The following is a 20027-nucleotide window of genomic DNA, read 5'->3' as shown; positions in this document are numbered from 1 at the left end:
ACCTCGCCCAGCTACTTCTCAAAAACCGGTTTGCGTTTTTCCAGGAAGGCCGCGACCCCTTCCCGCCCATCCGGGTGAGCGGCACACCGGGCGATCCCTTCCCGTTCAAGCTCCAATTGGGTTTCCAGACTGTTGTTGAAGGCATCGTTGAGCAATCGCTTGGACCAGCCGAAGGAATTGAGAGATTTCCCGGTCAGTTCCTTGAGCATTTCCATGGCAGCATCAACCGCTTTCCCATCCTCCGCAATGTGGGTGACCAATCCCCAGCTCAATGCCTGCTCAGCGCTGATGGGATGATCAAAGGCTGCGATTTCCATGGCCCGGGCCAGGCCGACCATCCTGGGCAGGGTAAAGGTGCCCCCTCCATCGATGGATAAACCGCTGGAGGTATAGGCCTGCTTCAAGACAGCCGATCGGGCCATAACCCTGAAATCGCACGCCAGCGCCAGCGAAAATCCCGCGCCGGCCGCCACACCGTTAATGGCGGCCACAACGGGCTTTGACATGCGCCTGATTTCAACGACAGCCAGATGAAAGCGCGCTGCCAGGCTGTGAAACGACGAGCTGACACCCCTGGTGGAATGTGCCGCCCATTTGAGGTCTCCACCCGAACAAAACGCTTTGCCTCTGCCGGTCAGCACAATGCCCTTGACGCCATCGTCCGTTGCAAGCGCCGTCAGATGATCGCAGAGCTGCACCACCAGTTCGGCGTTGAGTGCATTGTAAGCTTCAGGCCGGTTCAACACCACCTCGGCAATTTCCCCACGACGCCCGACTTCAACCGGAGCTTCCATTACTCTTTTCCCTCCCTTGTTTGACGGCCTGCGGTACTGTCACACTGTCACCGGCAGGCACACTGCTCATGCCTTTCTCGAGGATATTCTTGCCATACCGGTTCGGACACGGATTTTATAGGATATCACCGAATCTGCCGAATACATTGCGAGTGCCGTCCAGATGAAAATAAACGTCCACACCTGGGCGCCCGAGATAGGCTCCAGGAAAACGAAAACCGCAAACAGAAAGAAGCAACTCGGCACAATGTACTGCAAAAAGCCCAATGTGGACAGATGGAGCTCCTTGGCGCCGAGGTTGAAAAGAAGCAGGGGAAGGGCCGTAACGAGAGCGGAAGCCATGAGCAGGAGGTCGATTGTGAGGCCGAGCCGCAAGAACGCTCCGCCCCCGAGATGATATAGGTAGATGAGATAGCCCAGGGCAAAGGGAGTCAAAATCAGGGTTTCCACGGTCAAACCAATAAGCGGGCCAACCGGGGCCACTTTACGAATCAAACCATAAAGGCCGAAACAGGCGGCGAGGGATAAGGCGATCCATGGAAAAACTCCAAGGCTCAGAGTCATGTAGGCAACGCCCGCAGCCGCCAGCAGCAGCGCCAGGATTTGCAAAGGCCGCAACCGCTCGCGCAAAAACACCATTCCCAGCAGCACACTAAAAAGGGGATTGATATAGTAGCCAAGGCTTGTCTGCAGCACGTACCCGCTATTGACAGCCCAGATGAAAATGAGCCAGTTACAGGACACAAAGAACGTCGTTGCCACCAGGATGAGCAGGATTCGAGGCGTGCGCAGCACTTGTTTGAACTCGCCGGCGCGCTGTTGCAGGAGCACCAGGGGAAGCACAAACAAAAAGGACCAGACAATGCGATGCATCAGGATTTCAAATGCCGGGATAGCCGTCAGAGTCTTCCAGTAGACGGGGCTGGCTCCCCAGATGAGGAAGGCCGAGGTGGCACAGACAAGACCTTTGGGGGATTGATGCGCATTTGCCATTACGACTCCTGGGTTGGGCCAAATACGGGCCGGCACGGATCAGACCTGGATCGGCCGCTTGTCACCGGCATCCTTTGAAGTTCGTTGCGGCATCTAATCAAGCACTTCTGCTCCGACAAATCAATCCAAATGATGGTAGGACGTAACCGCGAGAAAGCAAAACCAGTCGCCCGGGAACATGCCTCAGCCTCTTGCAGTTGCACCAACTATGGCTATTTTATCGATGCATTGTTCGATTTTCGCACACGGAAGGAGTTGCCATAAAAGCCATGAATGAACTTGCTCATGAAATCATCCGCTGTCACCATTGCGGGACCAAGAATCGAGTTCCTGCCGACAAATCTGGGGCCGCACCGCGCTGCGGTAAATGCCATCAGCCGCTGCCCGCGGAAGATGCGGGCGGCACGGGAGAAACCCTGGTGCTGCGCTGCAGCGAATGTCATACCAAGAACCGCATTCGCCCGGACCATTTCAACAATGCAGCGAAATGCGGGAAATGTGGAGCCGTGCTGCGCACAAGAGAACTGTTCGAACCCCAGCCCATCATGATTTCGGACATGAACTTTCGTGATAAAGTAGAAAAATCACCGCTTCCCGTGCTGATATTCGCCATGTCGCCTGCGTGTCCGTCCTGCACGATGGCGGCGCCCCACATCGACGCCTTCGCCAGGGAAAGCAAAGGAAAAGTGCGGGTGGGAAAGCTCAATATTCAGTTCAATCCCCAGCTGGCTTCGAGATTCAATCTGATGAGCGTCCCGTATCTGCTCATTTTTGACCGGGGAGAACTGATGGAAGAACTTCCCGGCGGCTTGGACAAACATCAGCTGATGATGAAGATGAGCCGGTATTTGTATTGATCTTTAACAACTCCGGGCAAAGCTGAAGCGGTGCCCTGTGCGTTCCCGGGCAGGCTGCCCGTGGGGCCGCAGGAGGGTGAAAATATTGCGGATATAACGGATTTCATTGGGGTCTCTTATTCTAAGCCCTGACTTCCCGACTGCTCCATCCTGGGACAAACCGCATTGGCTTTTCGCACCATTTGTGCTATTGCAGGACTGCGCCAACTCATATTGTCAGATCATATGCCCTGTTCTTTGTGATGTGGATCAAACGGAGGATACTCGATGAGTGAAGCTACACGCTGGGTCAAGACCCATTGCGCGCGAATGGATCACGGCGGCTGTTCCCTCCTGGTGGGGGTCAAGGAGAACCGGATCGTACAGGTGAAAGGAGATCCGGAGGGCTTTCTGAACAAGGGATACACCTGCCACAAAGGCCGGGTCTCAGCGGATCGCCTCACCCATCCGGACCGCTTGAAGTATCCTTTGAAACGCGCGGGCGGGCGCGGTGAGGGAAAATGGCAGCGCATCACCTGGGATCAGGCTCTCGATGAAACCGCCGAAGCCCTGCTGCGCATAAAAGACCAGTATGGAGCCCGGGCCGTCGGGTTCGGCGTCGGAATGCCCAAGGGATTGGAGCATTTCGTACAGATTCGACTGGCCAATATCTTCGGCTCCCCCAACGTCATCGCTTCCCAGGATGTCTGCCACGCCCCGCGGGAAATAACCGGCGTTCACACCTGCGGGTTTTATCCGGTGGCGGACCTGCACAACCCCACCAATCTCATGCTCGTCTGGGCCAGCAACCTCACCTCTTCCAACGAGGAAGGGCAGATCAACAGTCTGGCCCTGCAGCAGCTGAAAAACGGGGCCAAGTTGATTGTGGTCGATCCGCGCCGCACGCTTCTGGCGGAAAAAGCCGATCTGTGGCTGCAACTGCGGCCGGGGACATCGGCCGCACTGGCGCTGGCCATGTTGCACGTCATTATCCAGGAATCGCTGTACGACGCCCAGTTCGTCGAAAACTACACCTACGGTTTCGAGGATCTGGCGGAGCACGTGAAGCACTCTTCTCCTGAAGCGGCCGCGGACATTACCTGGGTGCCGGCGGATTTGATTCGCAGGGCGGCGCGCATGTACGCCGCAGCTAAACCGGCCGCCCTGCAATGGGGAAACGCCATCGAGCGTGACATCAACACCTTCGATGTGAGCCGCAGCCTGATCTGCCTGATGGCGCTATGCGGATATCTGGAGACAGCGGGCGGCAACATCAACGCTCACGACCCCCGGATCATGGGGTTGGGGGAATTCGTGCGGGCGGACCTCATTCCCAACAAGCGCAAGGAGATGATCAGCGCCTATCATAAAGTCATCCCGAGGTTGATGACCATTGCCCCCGCCTATTTCAGAAAGGCGGTGTTGGAAGGCATCCCTTACCCCGTGCGCGGCTATTTCGGCATCTGCAGCAACCCGCTGGTGACATGGGCTGACAGCAGGCTGACCTACAGGGCTTTCACGGACCTGGAATTTGTCGCCGTTGCAGACCTGTTCATGACACCCACCGTCTGCATGGCGGACCTGGTCTTTCCCGTCGCCCACCAGTTTGAAATGAACGACATAGGCCACTACGGCATCGGTCACGGCATGATACTGGCGCGCCCCAAGGTGGTGGACCCGCCGGGCGAATGCTGGCCTGACATGAAAGTGATGAACGAGCTGGGCAAGCGCATTTCACCCCCGGAATACTGGCCTGATGATCACGAGCAGTTCCTGGCAGACGTACTGAAACCGTCCGCTCTCACTTATGCTGAATTCGTTGCAGCAGGCTATCTCAAGGGGCCCGAACGTTTCAAGCTTTATGAGGAAAAAGGGTTCCGCACTCCCACGGGCAAGGTGGAACTGAAACTGAGCACTGCCGACAAATTCAAACTGAAGCCGCTGCCCGAATTCCCCGGGTTGCCCGAAGAGGAAGATCCCGCCTACCCGCTGCTCATGATCAGCGCCAAGAGCAAGAACTATCTGCATTCATCCTACCGCTGGCTCCAGCGGTTGCGCGACAAGGAACCACGGCCGCTGGTTGAAATTCACCCTGAAACGGCGGCCGCTCACGGAATCAGCGACGGTGACCAGGTGGCGATCGCAACCAGGTTCGGTGAAATATGCCAATGGGCCAAGCTCACTGACGCCGTCCATCCCAGCGTAATAAACGCCGCCATAGGCTGGTGGTTTCCGGAAGGAGACCCCCAAACGCAGTACGAATGGCGCAAATCCAACCTCAACATGTTGACTTCCGTCGAGAAACTGGGCAGGGAATTTGCCACACCAAACCTGAAAAACCTGCCCTGTAGAATACGCAAAAAGTAGGCGGCCTAACCCGAACCAGGGCCCCATTCCCCCGTTTTTCCCCCTCTCTCCAAAACTGCTCGGAGCTTGTCCGCAAACTCCCTCTCCCCCCGCAGGGGAGAGGGGGTGCGCCAGCCCGCCGCAGGGCCGGTGGTGTGGAACTGTCCGCCCTCGAGCGGGGGCAAGGAATCTCCCATCCTCGCCCGGCGACACACAATGAAGTGGCCGAATTGCGGCGGCTGGAGGAAGCTTTGGGTGGGCTGCGGCGCGAAAAGACTGCGTCTCCACCCACCCCTGCAGACCATCAGAGTCCAAAATGAGAATTGCTGTTGAGGACCTCGCCGTTGTTGATGAGAATATCAATGCATGGTATGTACAAACACTCTCAATTTGCCCGGCAGCACGCTGTCATACTCTTCGGGTTAACGCCGCAATGCAGTATTTTTGCCGGCTTCTGCATGCTGTCGGCGTGACGTCGTGCGGGTACAGGATAAAACGTCACATTCCTGCCAGGGGTTGGTGATGGGATTGGTCACGGTGGCTGCGGTCATGCATTGGATTCACACAGGCACAAGGGCACTGAGGTGCCTTGCCGGCTCATGGCGCATAAGTTGACATGCTGAACGGGTAGAGATCAATCATGGCGACTGATCGAAAAGTGAAGAAGAAAAAAAAGCGCGAAGAAAAGAAAAAGCTCCAACGCCAATCGGAGCAGCGCGCTGTCAGAGCCGAAAAAGCCGATGACTTCTACTGGAACATGGTCGATGCCTATCATGAAAGAGATTATGCAACGGCTCTGAAATGTGCCATCAAACGGCTCAAGCTGACTCCGGCGGACAGCCGGGCCAGAGAAGTGGCCATCTATTGCGCCGATCAAGTGAACGATCGAGAAGCCCTCTACACCCTGCTGCAACAGTCCTGGCAACAGAAACAGCTGAGCAACAAGCAGAATTTCTTCGCTCTTGGGCACATGGCCATGAGCCGTAGAGATTTTGAGCTGGCTCGAGACGTGTTCCAGAGCATTATCGAGGGGGACCGCAGAGCACTCGGCTACGTGTTCAAAAAGGACATCAAGGAAGCAAAGAAATATATGCTCTATGCCGAGAGCATGCTCCAGGCCGAAGCCATGAGAGCCGCCCTGGACTCCGCCCATCACCAGCAGCAGCCTCAGCCCCGGCAGGATTCCAAACCGCCCCAGAAACAGGACAGGGCAGCCCAGCCGAAAACCGCATGCGAAGAGAACCTGCCGCAACTGAACATCGCCTTCCGGCTCGACCAGGCCTTGCTGGCGCAGGCCATACAAGACCAGCAGAGAACCGACTACCACAAGTTTCAACTGGCTTTGAGCGGCTACCGGCTGTCCTTTCGCTCTTCCTACGACCAGCTCATTTGCCTGCCCGGCCTGCGCAATGTCCAGTCGCTCTGGTACCAGCAGGAAACCGCGCGCAAGGTCATGAAGACTTTCCGCGGCAGGGCCATCCTGGCGGATGAAGTGGGGCTCGGCAAGACCATCGAAGCCGGTCTCATTGTCAAAGAATACGTCATGCGAGGTCTGGTCCGCTCGACCCTGATCCTCACCCCAAGCTCTCTGGTCAACCAGTGGCAGGACGAGATGGCCAACAAGTTCGATCTCCAGTTCATCTCTTCCAACGACCCCCTTTGCCGCCAGGACGCGGAGTCTTTCTGGAATCAACCGTTCATCATCGCCTCTATCCACACGGCGAAGACCAAGCGGCATTTCGATTCGGTCACCCGGCGCAGCTACGACATGGTGATCGTCGACGAGGCGCACCATCTGAAGAATCGGACGACGCTCAACTGGAAACTGGTCAATGCCATTCAAAAGACCTTTCTACTCATGCTGACGGCAACTCCCGTCCAGAACAGCCTCGAGGAGCTCTACAATCTGGTCACGCTGCTGCGCCCGGGACATTTAAAGACGGTGAAGGCTTTCAAGGAAGAATATGTCGCCCGCGGCAATCCGACGGACCCGCAAAACCGCGAAAGGCTGAAAACCCTGCTCAAGGAAGTCATGGTGCGCAACACGCGCTCGGTCACCCAACTGCAACTGCCCCCGCGCTACGCCTATACCGTGCGCGTCACGCCCACCCCGGCAGAAGAGTTATTCTACAGCAAAATCAGCCAATTGGTCATCCAGCAGGCGCCTCGTGCCACGGGCGCGTCCAAGCTCAGGCTGAGGAAACTCCTGGAAACAGCGGGATCGTCCCATGCCGCGGCGCTCAAAATGATTGACAATACCACGGCCGCCGGTTGGAATGGAGCTGGCCGGCAAATCGAGGAACTCGTCGAGATCGGCAAAGCCATTGGGCCGGGCAACAAGACCCGGAAGGTTGTCGAACTGTTGCGCGCCTCGGTCGAGCAAAAGATTCTATTCGTCAATCACATTGGAACCCTGGAGCACCTCCAGCAGATTCTGGAAAGAGAAAAAATTCAGCATGTAGTGTTCCACGGCAGTTTGGGCACGGGGCAGAAGCAGTCCGTCATCAAGGCTTTTGAAGAGGGCTGCCAGGTGCTGCTGGCGACGGGTACGGGGGGAGAAGGCTTCAATCTGCAGTTCTGCCAGACCATGATCAATTTCGACCTGCCCTGGAATCCGATGGCCATCGAGCAGCGCATCGGCCGAATTCATCGGATCGGACAGGAAAAAGAGGTGCACATTTACAACTTCTGCGCCGCCGGGAGCATCGAGGACCACATTCTCGAGGTCCTGGACCGCAAAATCAACATGTTTGAACTGGTGGTGGGAGAAATTGACATGATTCTCGGACGTATCCGCGGCGAGGAGGAATTCAGCGACATGGTCTATGAGATTTGGCTGCAGCATCCCGACGAAGCCGAAAAGCAGAAGGCGTTCGCTGCCCTGGCAGCCAAATTGAAGCGCGCCCAAAGCGCCCATGTCAAGAGCAAGGAATTGGATGAAAAGCTGTTTCAGGAGGACTTCGGTATATGAACCAGGGCACGGACCAGGAACTGCTCTCCTTTGCCGCACAAACCCTCGAACGGCAGGGTGCAGCCGTGGAGGTCAAGCCGGACCGCGTGATCGCTTTGCTCACCCAGGAACTGAAAAAACAGCTGCAACTTCCGGAAGAAGCGGTGCTCGGCGATGAACAGGCGCCGCTGATCTACGGCAGTCCATTGCTCGACCGCCTGATCGCTCTGGCAACCCGGGATGTGCCCGTGGTTTATGCACAAATCGAAGTGCCCTACCTGAAAAAAGCCGGCTTTGAACAGTTGATCGGCCAGGATATCGTCTTTTTGGACGGCCGGTTGCGCATCAGCAACCGCGCCGAGGCACGCAGCACCTATATGTCCCTCGTGTGCCACTACCTGGCCATGAGTGACGAGCGCAAAGAAGGTCTGATAGAGGTAGGCATCAATGAAGTGAACGGCGCATTCATTCCCGGGCTGGCTGATAGGTGGCAGGATTTTCAAACGCTTTTTTTCGCGCCGGGAGAAGTTCCTCCGCATTTCCCGGTGCGGATCGAATCAGCGCTCTCGGCCGCTATGCTGACGGCCAGATCGGCCGCCGAAAAGGAACTGGCCGATTTTTTCAAAAGCATGGAGCGGCGTCTCCGACGCGACGTGAAAAGCACCCGCGAATACTACGAAGCACTGCGCAGCGAGATGCAGTCGAGCCTGGCTCACCCGCACCTGACCGAACAGCAGCAGGCGGAAAGGAAAGCTAAAATCGCCGACCTGCCCGCCGAAATGGAGCGCAAGATCGTTGATCTGGAACAAAAATACAAAGTTCAGGTAACTCTCACCGCGCGCGCCGCCTTGCGGTTCCTCATTGATGTGGTGCAGGTCTTCATCGAACTGAGCTACCGCAAATACCAGCGCTCGTTGCGCCTTATCTGGAACCCGGTGACGCGGGCACTCGATCCTCTGGCGTGCGAGAACTGCGGTTGCACCATAACGCGGGTGCACCCGCATGTGGTCGGCAGCGCCATCAAACTGCTGTGTTATGCTTGTTTCCAAACCGGCAAATGACGCTTTGCTGCGAGGACAACTGTGGCGCTCAATAACAATCGCGTGGTGGCGCTGAGACGTGTAGCTCCGTGGTTCTAAGGCAACCTATCAATCTTGACGGGTCTAATCATCTGACGCATGGCGCGTAGTGCGCATGCGGGAAAGGAATCCAATGACGGGACAGCAAGAACAGGTGATGGCGGACGCCAGAGCATTCATGAAGAGTCGAGTCATTTTGACGGCTGCCGAACTCAATCTTTTCACCCATCTGGATGGGGCTGCAACCACCGCGACAAAACTGGCTGCTCAACTGGATTTGGACGCACGCGCCACAACCAGAGTTTTGGACTGCCTGGCGGGCTTCCATCTGCTGAAAAAAGAGGATGGTCAGTACCGCCTGACAGACGAGGGAAGCCTTTATTCGGAGCGGCACCCGCAATCCATCCTGCCGATGATCAGGCACTTCAACCACCTCTGGGATCTCTGGAGCAAGCTCACATCCATTGTGCAAATCGGCATGGATCCGGAAACCAAACCCGGCATACAGATGGATGAAGAGGAATGGACTTCCTTCATCGGCGCCATGCACGTGGTGGGCCGGGAAGTTTCCGAAAAGATCGCCCGGAGCTATGACCTTAGCCGTTTTCGGCGCCTGCTCGATGTGGGCGGCGCTTCGGGAACGTACACGGTTGCTTTTCTACGGAAAAATCCGCAATTGAACGCTGTGCTGTTTGATCTGGAACGGGTCATCCCGATAGCCCGCGAGCGAATTGAGAAGGAAGGGCTGCTCGACCGGGTGCAACTTGTAGCCGGCGATTTTTACACGGACGAACTGCCCTCGGGATGCGACCTGACACTGCTCTCGGCCATCATTCACCAGAACAACAGTGAAGAAAATATCAATCTTTACCGCAAAGTCTGGCGGGCCCTGGAGCCTGGCGGGACCATCCTGATTCGCGACTACGTGATGGATGAGTCGCGCACTCAACCCCCTGCGGGGGCGCTTTTCGACATCAACATGCTGGTTGCGACGCGCGGAGGAACAACCTACACCTTTTCGCAAATCGAACAATCGCTGCGGGAGGTCGGCTTCGAGCAGATCACTTTAGCCAGGGCCGGCAAGGGCATGGACAGCCTGGTGCAAGCTCGCAAGCCGTTGGCCGACCCGGAAGCGGCGTAGAGGCCGGCGCGCCGCGCATGAACTTGGCGCCAGCCGCGCCCCTTAAATGAGCAGCATCTTATCGTCGGTCAGGTCCTGGCCTTTCAGTTTGGAAAATTCGTTGAGCAGGTCCTGGATCGTGAGATGAGCTTTGGTCGGTCCATCCACATCCAGGATGACTCTTCCCTGATGCATCATGATGAGACGATTGCCCAGTTCCAGAGCATGTTTCATGTTATGCGTGACCATCAGAGCGGTCAGCCCCATTTCCTGGATCAATTCCCGGGTCAGGTTCAACACCTGTTCGGCGGTTTTGGGATCCAGGGCGGCGGTGTGCTCATCGAGCAGCAGCAAACGCGGACGTCGCAAGGTGGCCATGAGCAGGGTGAGGGACTGGCGCTGCCCTCCCGAGAGCAGACCGACTTTGTCTTTCAGCCGATATTCCAATCCCAGACCAAGGAGCTTCAATTTTTCGCGAAACAGCTCGCGCTGCGAGTTGGTCACTCCCCAGCGGAATCCCGGCCGCAAACCCCTCCGGCTTGCCAGCGCGAAATTTTCTTCCACACTCATGGTGGCACAGGTGCCCAGCAACGGATTCTGGAAAACACGACCGACATAGGCCGCGCGTCGATGCTCCGGCCAGCGCGTGGCATTTTCCCCGGCCAGCAGCAATTCGCCCGAATCCGGCAGATAGGTACCGGCTATGAGGTTCAGTAAAGTGGACTTGCCCGCCCCATTGCTGCCGATCACGGTAACAAAATCGCCGTTGCGGATGAAAGCACTCAGCGAGTGAATGGCGGTCACTTGATTGATGCCGCCGCGATTAAAAATTTTCTTCAGTTTCTTGATTTCAAGCACTTATAATCTCTGCAGATTCTCGACGTCAATCGCCCTGCGCTCTTTTCCACATCACCAGCCGGGTCCGCAGCAGAGGAACCGTCAGACAGATGACCACCAGAACCGCCGTTATCAGGTTGAGATCGCTGGGCGTCAGGCGCAGAAAGCCCACCCGGTAGGAAAGTGCTACGGCGATGGTCAAGCGATACAGCAGTGAACCGCAGATAGCGTTGAGCGTCTGGCGGAACACCGTTTGAGCACCAACCAGACTTTCTCCCAGGATCACCGAGGCGAGACCGGCCACAATGGTACCAATCCCCATCCCGACATCGGCAAATCCCTGGCTTTGCGCCACCAGACCCCCCGCGAGGGCCACCAGGGCATTGGACAGGCTGACACCGAGTATCACCATCATGTCCGTATTGACGCCCTGGGAGCGTATCATCTGAGGGTTGTCGCCGGTGGCGCGCAACGCGGTGCCCAGCTGGGTGTGCAGGAACAGGTCCAGCAGGACTTTGCAGCCGATGATAATGCCCAAGAAAATCAGTGGGGTCAGCAGGTAACGAGGCAGACCGATGAACGACAGCGCGTCCAGCACAGTGGGTTGGTTGAGCAGCGTTAAATTGGGACGTCCCATGATTCGTATGTTGATGGAATACAGGGCGGTCATGGTGATGATGCTGGCAAGCAGGCTCATGATACGCAGCCTGGTCGCCAGCAAGGCGGTCACGCAGCCGGCGGCTGCGCCTGCGCACATGGCCAGCAACAGGCTCAAAAACGGGTCCATGCCGCGCACTATGAGCGCCCCACTGACGGCTGCGCCCAGCGGCAGTGAACCATCCACGGTGAGGTCCGGGAAGTCCAGTACGCGGAAAGTCAGATAGACGCCGAGAACCATTAAAGCATAGACCAGTCCCTGCTCCACAGCGCCTACCAAGATATAAAGGGACATGGTTGGTTTCTCTAGAGGACCTTATCGGCCCGCTCTGCCACGGCCTGAGGGATGGCAACGCCCATCCTTTGGGCCGCGTTCCGGTTGATAACGAGCTTGAGATCTTTCAAGGTCTCTACCGGCATGTCGGCGGGATCGGCGCCCTGCAGAATGCGCGCGGCCATGTCGCCGCTCTGTCGGCCCAGACGGTAGTAATCGATGGCCAATGCGCCAACGGCACCGCGCGGAACCGAATCGATATCCGCAGCAAACAGAGGAATCTTATTTTCTTCACAGACCTTCACCACCGACTCGAAGGCTGATACCACCGTATTGTCGGTCGGGATGTGCATGACGTCCACTTTTCCCGCCAGGCTCTTGGCAGCCAGGTACACTCCACTGGAATTGCTGACGGTCGCCTCCACCACTTCCATACCCCTTTTGGCGGCTTCCTCCTGGAGTTGCCGGAGAGACGAAATGGAATTGTCCTCACCCGAATTGTACATGAACCCTATGCGCTTGGCCGTGGGCACAATTTCCAGGATGAGATCCAACTGCCGATCGACCGGACTGCGATCGGTGGTGCCGGTAACGTTGCCGCCCGGACGCTCGAGGCTCTTCACCAAACCCGCGCCCACCGGATCAGTGACGGACGAGATGACGATGGGAATGGTCTTGGTCGCATTGACACAGGCCTGGGAAGTGGGTGTGGCGATGCTGTGGATCAAATCCACCTGCTGACCCACCAGGGCTTTGGCAATACTGTTTGCGGTCGCCATGTTGCCCTGGGCTATCTGAATGTCGTAGGCGACATTGTTCCCTTCCACGTAGCCATGTTCGCTCAAGCTGTCCATGAAACCCTTGCGGGCCGCATCCAGCGCCGGATGCTCGACGATCTGGCTGATGCCGATGACAACCTTTTTTTCCTCCTGGGCAACCGCGGTTGCTGCGCTGGTCAAAACCAGCAAAACGGCCATCAAGTATCTGAAACAACCCATGTTCATCCTCCTGCAGTACCTTTGTCCCGGACCAGGAACAACAGATATACCGGTTAGCGAAAGGAACTTTCATTTCTATGCCTGCCGCCGCCGACGGGTTTCGCTGCGCTCCACCCATCCTGCCTCATCACCTGGTCTGTGCGGCCATCCCAAAGGCTGTAGAAGGTTGGGTTGAGTCACGCGTTTCGCGTGACGAAACCCAACGACCACGTTAGTCCGCCCAGCCCTACCGAATCCGGTCACTCGATTGTGTGGAGCTGTACTGAGCAGCATGGATAGAGTCGCTTGCCAATGACTCGCCGCAAGCCCGCAAAAAGATACCTGTCTGCCTCTCTCGCTGTCAATCCATTCTTGCTCGATCCCGCGTTGGGCCGAGGCGCCTTCAGCGGGGCAGAATGACCTTCAATTTCGCCTGAATGAGCTCGTGATGGGTGAGGCGCAAGAGCGTAGCAAGCTTGTGTACCAAATAATCTTCATGCTGGTCCAGCTTGCCGTCGGTGTAGGCGATCTGCCAGACCATTTCGATGATTTGCAGTTTTTGCTCCATGCTCGAGTGTTGATTAATGAGATTGGTGAAACGCCACAGGTCGATGCTCCCTTCAAGCTGTTCGGTGGCCGCGTGGATGAGGAAGTCGACATCTTCTTCAGACAATTCGTATTCCCGTTTGAGTATGTTGATGATATTGGTTTTTTCGGCTTCACTGAATTCTCCGTCGATGGTCGCCATTTCCAGCAAAAGCGCGCAGGTGGCTATGCGTATTTGCTGAAATTTTTCCTGTTCATTGTCGGAGAAGCCCTGCTCTGAAATCTTATTGAAAAAATCCCTGATGAAGTCAATCATTGCGCTTCCCTGTTCAAGTGCAGCGCCACACCATCAAGTGGCCCAACCTACGCCTACGCCCTAGCAAGTATTCTGCCTTTCGGGCACTCTATGGTATGCAGCTGTAGTGAGCTGTTATCCCCTGATCTTGACGGCTTTACGAGAGCAAGCCTTCAGCGTCATGCCGGCGCAACAGCACCAGGGTGCTTGGCGATGGAAACGTAGAATGTGGTACCCCCGTCCACCCCCGGCTCGATCCAGACGTCACCGCCGTGCTTTTCGGAAATTTCTTTGACAATAGCCAGCCCCAAGCCGGTTCCAGAGATTCCCCGGGCGGCCTTGTCACGTTCGAAGATGCCGAAAATCCTCTCTGAATCTTCTTTCGATACGCCGATTCCATTATCCGTCACGGAAAAAACAAAAAAGTCCCGCTCTTCCCGATATCCTATCCTGATTTCACTCAATTTTTCACCGCCGTACTTCAGAGCATTATCGACAAGATTGCGGAAAACCCGATGGATGCACAATCGATCTGCATGGATCTGGACCCGCTCCTGGAGGCCGAACCACTGCACGCGACGCAGACTGAACTGAGCGGAAAACTCATCGTACACCATCTGCAGGATATCGTTTACATTGATTTTCTCGATGACCACCGGCGCCTCTTTGGCCGCCATATATACATTGATCTGCTCCACCAGAAGCGCCACGTGCTCGGAGGCTTTGAGTATCTGATCACAGTACATGCGCCCCTTTTCGTCAAGAGCATTTTCATAGCGCTTGGACAACAGGTTGGCCACACCATAAATGCCGATGGCGGGACTCTTCAAGTCGTGGATCACGGAATAGGCGAACAACTTGAGCTTTTCAGAGCTGTTGCGCAGCGCCTCTTCGGCCTTCCTGCGCTCGGCAATTTCGTTCTGCAGCTCCTCCACCGCCGCAGCCAGGGCGGAAGTTCTCTCCTGCACCCGCTGTTCGAGTTCGTCATGCGCCCGCTTCAACGCCGCCTCGGCGCGCTTGCGGTCGGTAATGTCCACACTGACCCCCACCAGACCCGCCAGCTCCCCTTCCACATTGAAATAAGTCGCCTTGTTGAGAATGATGTCGCGGCGTTGGCCGTCGGAATACACCAGGGAGGTTTCGTACACCTGCTCGCCGGGATTTCGCAGAAGCGCCAAATCCATCCGATGATACTCATCGGCCAGATCCCGCGGCAGCAGATCGTATACCGTCTTGCCCACGATTTGCCGGCGGTCCAGTCCCAGGCGAATTTCAAAGGCCCTGTTGCAGCCCACATAAATGCCCCCGGTGTCCTTATAGAAAATGGGATTGGGGATGGTGTCGATGAGCGTTTGCAGAAAATGGAGCTGATCTTCCAGCTTCTTCTCGACTCTTTTCTGTTCGGATATGTTCTGGATGATCCCCGTACCCCCCAAAACCACACCCTGGTCCCCAACAATAGGACTGAAATCCGCCTTGATGGGCGTGACTCTGCCCGTTCTGCGGGAACGATAGCAACCTGCGTAGTGCGCCCGCTCGCCCTTGAGACAGGCGGCAATAGCCCCCTTCAACTCCTCATCCTGCAGGTAAGTGAGTGGATTGAGGCCGATGAACTCTTCTCTGGAAGTGTCGCTCATGTCGGCAAGGTTTTCATTGTAAGCGGTGATGGTTCCGTCCCGTTCAAAGTGCACAATGCCGAGCGGCGAATTCTCAAAAATCATTCGGTATTTCTCTTCAGACTCGCGCAGTGCTCGTTCAACATTCTTTCTCTCGGCTATTTCATGTTGCAGAGTTGCAATGGCCTGTTCCGATCTGGATTGGCTCACCATGAGCTCGGCCAGCAGTCCGCTGTTCTCAAATCGCAAGCGCAGAGACTGGATGGTTGTCCTGTGCACGTAATAGGCGGTATGCAGCATGATACCGTAAAAAACCACCAGCAGCCCGCCTATGGCCACTTCCAGCTCGCTTCCCCGGCGCAGCAGCTGGAAACAAAGGGGCGTTATGATCGGCAGAGTGTAGATGAGAAACGCCCTCATCATGACCGAGTAGGTCCCGGTAGCGCCGGCGACCATCCCCCCCAGCAGGAAAGCAAGGAAGAGTGCATGGGCAAGAGATTCATAGGGAAACAGAAAGATTCCCGCCAAGCCCATCAAGCAGCCGCACGTTCCCAGCCCGATCAGGAAAAAGAGACTCCAGCGACTGTCATGCATCTCCTCCGCAGGAGCATTGCGGTAAGATTTAATCAGCCGATGCGTCAGCCAGGCCCCCAGCAGCACCAGGACCAGCCAAAGCAGCAGTTTCCAGTAGGGGGTGACTTGCCACAGGACCAGGGTCAGCACCAGGGAGTTCACAAGGGTTGCGAGCAGTCCAGCCGGAGCCTGCGCATAGAGGAGCTTTATCTGCTCCCGCTGCAGTCGTTCAGCCTCGCTCAAACCGGAAAATGTGCCCTCCCGCTGGAGAGTCGTCCCATGTTCGTTCATGCCCATCTCATTCCGCCTCGATCCACACTTGTGTCTGATTGCCATTATATATTGGCATCGATGGTAAAATGCAAAGGTTACCCAAGACAAATCATTGAGGGCGGTGCTGTGGTGGAATACCCGGTCGGACTGGAGCGGGGAAAACACGCGGATGTGTAGCGTCTGCAGGGGAGCAAGGATCAGGCAAAAAACTCCCGGGGTCTGCACAGATCGGCCAAATCAGTTCTTGCCGCTACTTGCCGGTCTCAGCAGGAGCTGTCGCTCGGCGAGGCTTCCCCAGGCGCGCCTGTTTACGTTCGAAGGCGGCATCGATTTTCAACAGCAAATCGTCCAGTGGGCAGGGTTTCAGCAAGTACTCGTACCCGCCCAGTTTCATGATCTCCACAGCCACGTCGACGCATGCGTGGCCGGTCAGAACAATTACCTCTATGCCCGGCGCGATCTTCTTGATTCTTGCCAGCGCCTCAATGCCGCTCATGCCCGGCATTTTAACATCGAGCAGAATAACATCATAATCCCTGCTGCCCAGTTCCTTAAGAGCTTCCTCGCCGCTGCCGGCAGTGGCCGCGTCCACACCGGAGACGGCGAGCAGTTTTCTGAGGGTATTGCGGAAGCGCTCTTCATCATCGACGATCAGCACTCTTGGTCCGGAAGACATGGCTATTCTTCTCCTTGTCTTGGTTTGAACGGAAGATCAATAAAAAATGTCGTTCCCTTCCCCACCACACTCTCCACCGAAATCAGACCGCCCAGCCTCACCACGATCCCGTGGCAAATGGACAAGCCGAGACCGGTCCCTTTGCCCTGCGGCTTGGTGGTAAAAAAAGGATCGAAAATCTTGGCGAGATGCTCCTTGGGGATGCCGCATCCCGTGTCCGATACCTCCAAAACAACCGAATCGTTTTGGCCCCTCCGGCTGACGACGGTCACGCTACCATCCCTTTCTACGGCATAGACGGCATTGTTCAACAGGTTAAGAATCACCTGCCGCAACAAGGGCGGGTCGGTGACCACCGGCGGCAGTTCCCGCGTATATTTTCGAACGATGGTGATGCCCTTGTGAACCGCCTCTTTTTCCACCAATCGTACCATATCCTCGACCAGTTTGTTGACATCGGTTGATTGCATCAGCGGATCTTTTTTTCTGGCAAAATCGAGCAGCTTATGAGTGATATCGCGGCACCGATCAACCTGTTGTCCGATTTCCCGCAGCGAATCCTGCAAATCTTCCTGCGACCGGCTCCCGGCACCGCCGTTTTCTTTCAAAAGATGCCGCATCCATTGGACTTCCTGCCCGATAATGGCCAGAGGATTGTTGATTTCATGGGCAATGCCGGAGGACAGCTCGCCAATGGCTGCCAGCTTCTGTGATTGGATCAATTGCTCGTTGAGGAAGCTCTTTTGCTTGGTGCTTGCGTGCACAAGCTGCAGCAGATAGCGAGCCGCATAGAATATGATGCCGGCCAGCAGCAGGGCAAACGCTGAAAGGCCATATTCCTTTTTGACCCAGAGAGCGACAGCCAGCGCCACCGTCAAACTGCCGACCAGGTATTGGTGGAAAAACCGATGTGGGATGTCTGCCCCTGTTCTCATGGCGCCCTGTTCATGTTATGCGCTTGCCCAAGAATGCCTGCCGGATGTCTCGTTACAACGCCGTAACCGTTCACCCTGCAGCCTCCTACGGCACGTCCCGCACCTTTTTTTCGTGCAACCGTTTCCTTTCGTACGCCTGCTTTATTTTTTCCAGCAGGTCGTTGATGGAAGCCGGCTTCATTACATAGTCAAAAGCTCCCAGCTGCATGCCCTGCATTCCCGATTCCACCGAGGCGTGCCCGGTGAGCATGATGACCTCCATGAGAGGTGCCTTGCGCTTCATTTCCTTGAGAGTATCGAGGCCGTCCATTCCCGGCATGCGCACATCCAGTATGACCACGTCAAACTGCTGTTGCTCCAGCAGTTCGAGGGCGGCTTTGCCGCTCTCAACGCCAATGACATCGACCTTCCTGCGCTGCAGCCGTTTTACAATGGTTTCCAAGAAGTCCAGCTCATCGTCCACCACCAAAACCCTGAATCCTTCCATTGGTTGCTATTCTCCCTTTCTCAACCGACGGGCGGCGGGCCACACGAAAAATGGAGCCTGTTGCCTGCAGCCTTCGTTGATCATGCCTTTTCCTGCCTGATGACCGGAAGATAGATGGTAAAGGTCGTGCCCTTACCCACCTCACTGGAAACCAGAATTCTCCCCCCCAGCTTATCCACAATCGTGTAACTGATGGATAGACCCAGCCCGGTCCCCATGCCCACCTCCTTGGTTGTAAAGAACGGATCAAAGATCCTGTCCAGTTGATCGTTGGGAATTCCCGGGCCGTTGTCGGATATGGTGATGACAATCTGTTCGTCTTTGACGCTGTAATCGGTTTTGACATCGATTTGGCCGTTTTTACCGATGGCGTCTATGGCATTGTTCAGAATGTTCAACACCACCTGCTGCAACTGCGACGAATCGCTGAGGGTGGTCGGTAAATCCGCATGATATTCGGGTTGAATGACAATGTTGCGGTAATGGGCTTCATTTTCAAGGAAATCAATCGTTTCGTCCACGAGCTTATTGACATCGACCTTATCTTTGATGGGCTCCATACGGCGAGCAAAACCCAATAATCGATGCGTCACCTTCTTGGCCCGCTCCACATGCTGGTCGATCTTGTGCACCGCATCATCAAATTCCTTAAAATTTTCGCTTTGGGAGATATCTTCTTCACTCAAAAGGTCCATCATCCAGCCAACTTTTTCTTTGATGACCGCCAGCGGATTATTCACTTCGTGGGCTATTCCGGCTGCCAGTTTTCCCAGGGCAGCCATCTTGCCCGACTGGACCAGACTGGCATCGAGCATTGCCTTTTCACGGTCGGACTGGATGAGCTGGCCCACGGTGGCCCGGGAAACAAAGACGGTGCCAAGCACAATCACCAGAACACCCAGTCCGATGATGCCGATCATCATATATCGCGCCTCGAACAAGGGAGTCAGTTCCTGACTGGGATCCTCCTTGATGACCAGCATCCAGTCCTTATTCTTGAGCCAGGTGGTTGAAAACAGGGCCGTTTCTCCATTCATTTGCATTTCTTCCACGTGGATGCCGGAAAACTGGGAGGTATGAGGCGACTCGATCTTTCCCAGCAGGTGCCCGGCAAACCGCGGCGCCGTCTGCAATATGCCCTCCCTGTTGACTACATAGGCATCGCCCCGCTTGCCCACCTGAGCCGCCTTGACCATGGCATCGAAAATCTCGGTATCGATGGTGGCCCGCAAAATCCAGCTCCGGTCCCCCTCGCGACGCAGCACGGCGATGATGAAATGAGGATATTTTCTGAAGCCCATAAAGACATCGCTTATGTAGACTCCGCGCAGCATCACCTCATGAAACCAACTCTCATTCTTGTAGTTGACCCCTGCCAGATTGTACGGACCGACATAGGTGACGTGGGTGCCGTCGCGGTCAATGATGCCGATATCCACAAACGACTTGGAGCGCGATTGCATCAGGGTAAAAACCTGGTCCAAATACTTTTCATCGCGCAACTGATCGAGGGACTGTGTATAAGCCAAGGTGTAGAGCTGCGACACACGTTCTTCGAAAAACAGATCGATGGCATTCCGTCTGTTTTCGGTGAGCGTTCGCAGACTCTCCATGATCTTGGCCGTATAGGACACGCGAAATTGATAATAGATGGTTGCGCCCAAGGCAAACAGGGGCACTAATGAAAAGGTCAGAGTGGTCGTGATGATCTTCCAGTAAAGCTTGCGATAATCGGTTCGTTCCATTCAGCCACCTTGGTCGCC

16 protein-coding genes are annotated in these 20027 nt (G+C 55.9%); 5 read left to right on the top strand and 11 right to left on the bottom strand.

Annotation, left to right across the window (positions count from 1 at the left end):
* Positions 1 to 11 precede the first annotated feature (11 nt).
* A complete protein-coding gene (locus K1V27_RS07920; RefSeq protein ID WP_258929118.1) occupies positions 12 to 794 on the bottom strand; it encodes an enoyl-CoA hydratase/isomerase family protein in 783 nt (260 codons plus the stop codon).
* Positions 795 to 860: 66 nt separating this feature from the next.
* Positions 861 to 1787 carry an EamA family transporter RarD gene (gene rarD, locus K1V27_RS07915; protein WP_258929117.1) on the bottom strand — a complete coding sequence of 309 codons (927 nt, stop codon included), beginning with the start codon at positions 1785 to 1787 and terminating at the stop codon, positions 861 to 863.
* A 269-nt stretch (positions 1788 to 2056) separates the two neighbouring features.
* Between rarD and K1V27_RS07910 the strand changes: the two genes are divergently transcribed.
* The 5 genes from K1V27_RS07910 to K1V27_RS07890 all read left to right on the top strand — a co-directional run bounded on the left by K1V27_RS07910 (position 2057) and on the right by K1V27_RS07890 (position 10139).
* Positions 2057 to 2644, top strand: a complete 588-nt coding sequence (locus K1V27_RS07910) for a thioredoxin family protein (protein WP_258929116.1) — start codon at positions 2057 to 2059, stop codon at positions 2642 to 2644.
* 267 nt (positions 2645 to 2911) lie between these two features.
* Positions 2912 to 4990: a molybdopterin-containing oxidoreductase family protein gene (locus K1V27_RS07905; protein ID WP_258929115.1), complete on the top strand. Its 2079-nt coding sequence runs from the start codon at positions 2912 to 2914 to the stop codon at positions 4988 to 4990.
* A gap of 619 nt (positions 4991 to 5609) precedes the next feature.
* Positions 5610 to 7940, top strand: coding sequence for a DEAD/DEAH box helicase (locus K1V27_RS07900; protein ID WP_258929114.1), 2331 nt, complete (start codon positions 5610 to 5612; stop codon positions 7938 to 7940).
* A complete protein-coding gene (locus K1V27_RS07895) occupies positions 7937 to 8980 on the top strand; it encodes a hypothetical protein (RefSeq protein WP_258929113.1) in 1044 nt (347 codons plus the stop codon). The genes K1V27_RS07900 and K1V27_RS07895 overlap by 4 nt, the downstream gene beginning before the upstream one ends.
* A gap of 151 nt (positions 8981 to 9131) precedes the next feature.
* A complete protein-coding gene (locus tag K1V27_RS07890) occupies positions 9132 to 10139 on the top strand; it encodes a methyltransferase (protein WP_258929112.1) in 1008 nt (335 codons plus the stop codon).
* Positions 10140 to 10181: 42 nt separating this feature from the next.
* Here K1V27_RS07890 and K1V27_RS07885 read toward each other — a convergent pair whose 3' ends face one another.
* From K1V27_RS07885 to K1V27_RS07845, 9 genes are all read right to left on the bottom strand, one after another.
* Positions 10182 to 10976: an ABC transporter ATP-binding protein gene (locus tag K1V27_RS07885; protein ID WP_258929111.1), complete on the bottom strand. Its 795-nt coding sequence runs from the start codon at positions 10974 to 10976 to the stop codon at positions 10182 to 10184.
* Positions 10977 to 11001: 25 nt separating this feature from the next.
* Entirely contained in the window at positions 11002 to 11907 is a 906-nt protein-coding gene (locus K1V27_RS07880) for an ABC transporter permease (RefSeq protein WP_258929110.1), read from the bottom strand.
* A gap of 11 nt (positions 11908 to 11918) precedes the next feature.
* Positions 11919 to 12884 carry an ABC transporter substrate-binding protein gene (locus K1V27_RS07875; protein ID WP_258929109.1) on the bottom strand — a complete coding sequence of 322 codons (966 nt, stop codon included), beginning with the start codon at positions 12882 to 12884 and terminating at the stop codon, positions 11919 to 11921.
* 382 nt (positions 12885 to 13266) lie between these two features.
* Positions 13267 to 13725 carry a tellurite resistance TerB family protein gene (locus K1V27_RS07870; protein WP_258929108.1) on the bottom strand — a complete coding sequence of 153 codons (459 nt, stop codon included), beginning with the start codon at positions 13723 to 13725 and terminating at the stop codon, positions 13267 to 13269.
* Positions 13726 to 13883: 158 nt separating this feature from the next.
* On the bottom strand, positions 13884 to 16184 hold the full coding sequence (locus tag K1V27_RS07865) for a sensor histidine kinase (protein WP_258929107.1): 2301 nt from the start codon (positions 16182 to 16184) through the stop codon (positions 13884 to 13886).
* Positions 16185 to 16416: 232 nt separating this feature from the next.
* A complete protein-coding gene (locus tag K1V27_RS07860; RefSeq protein ID WP_258929106.1) occupies positions 16417 to 16842 on the bottom strand; it encodes a response regulator in 426 nt (141 codons plus the stop codon).
* Between the two features lie 2 nt (positions 16843 to 16844).
* Positions 16845 to 17777 carry a sensor histidine kinase gene (locus K1V27_RS07855; protein ID WP_258929105.1) on the bottom strand — a complete coding sequence of 311 codons (933 nt, stop codon included), beginning with the start codon at positions 17775 to 17777 and terminating at the stop codon, positions 16845 to 16847.
* Positions 17778 to 17862: 85 nt separating this feature from the next.
* On the bottom strand, positions 17863 to 18264 hold the full coding sequence (locus K1V27_RS07850) for a response regulator (protein ID WP_258929104.1): 402 nt from the start codon (positions 18262 to 18264) through the stop codon (positions 17863 to 17865).
* Positions 18265 to 18344: 80 nt separating this feature from the next.
* Positions 18345 to 20009, bottom strand: a complete 1665-nt coding sequence (locus K1V27_RS07845; protein WP_258929103.1) for a sensor histidine kinase — start codon at positions 20007 to 20009, stop codon at positions 18345 to 18347.
* Positions 20010 to 20027: the final 18 nt, after the last annotated feature.

Source organism: Desulfoferrobacter suflitae, assembly GCF_022603395.1.
In the GTDB taxonomy this organism is placed as follows: domain Bacteria; phylum Desulfobacterota; class Syntrophobacteria; order Syntrophobacterales; family Syntrophobacteraceae; genus Desulfoferrobacter; species Desulfoferrobacter suflitae.
This window is presented reverse-complemented; position numbering and strand designations above follow the sequence as displayed.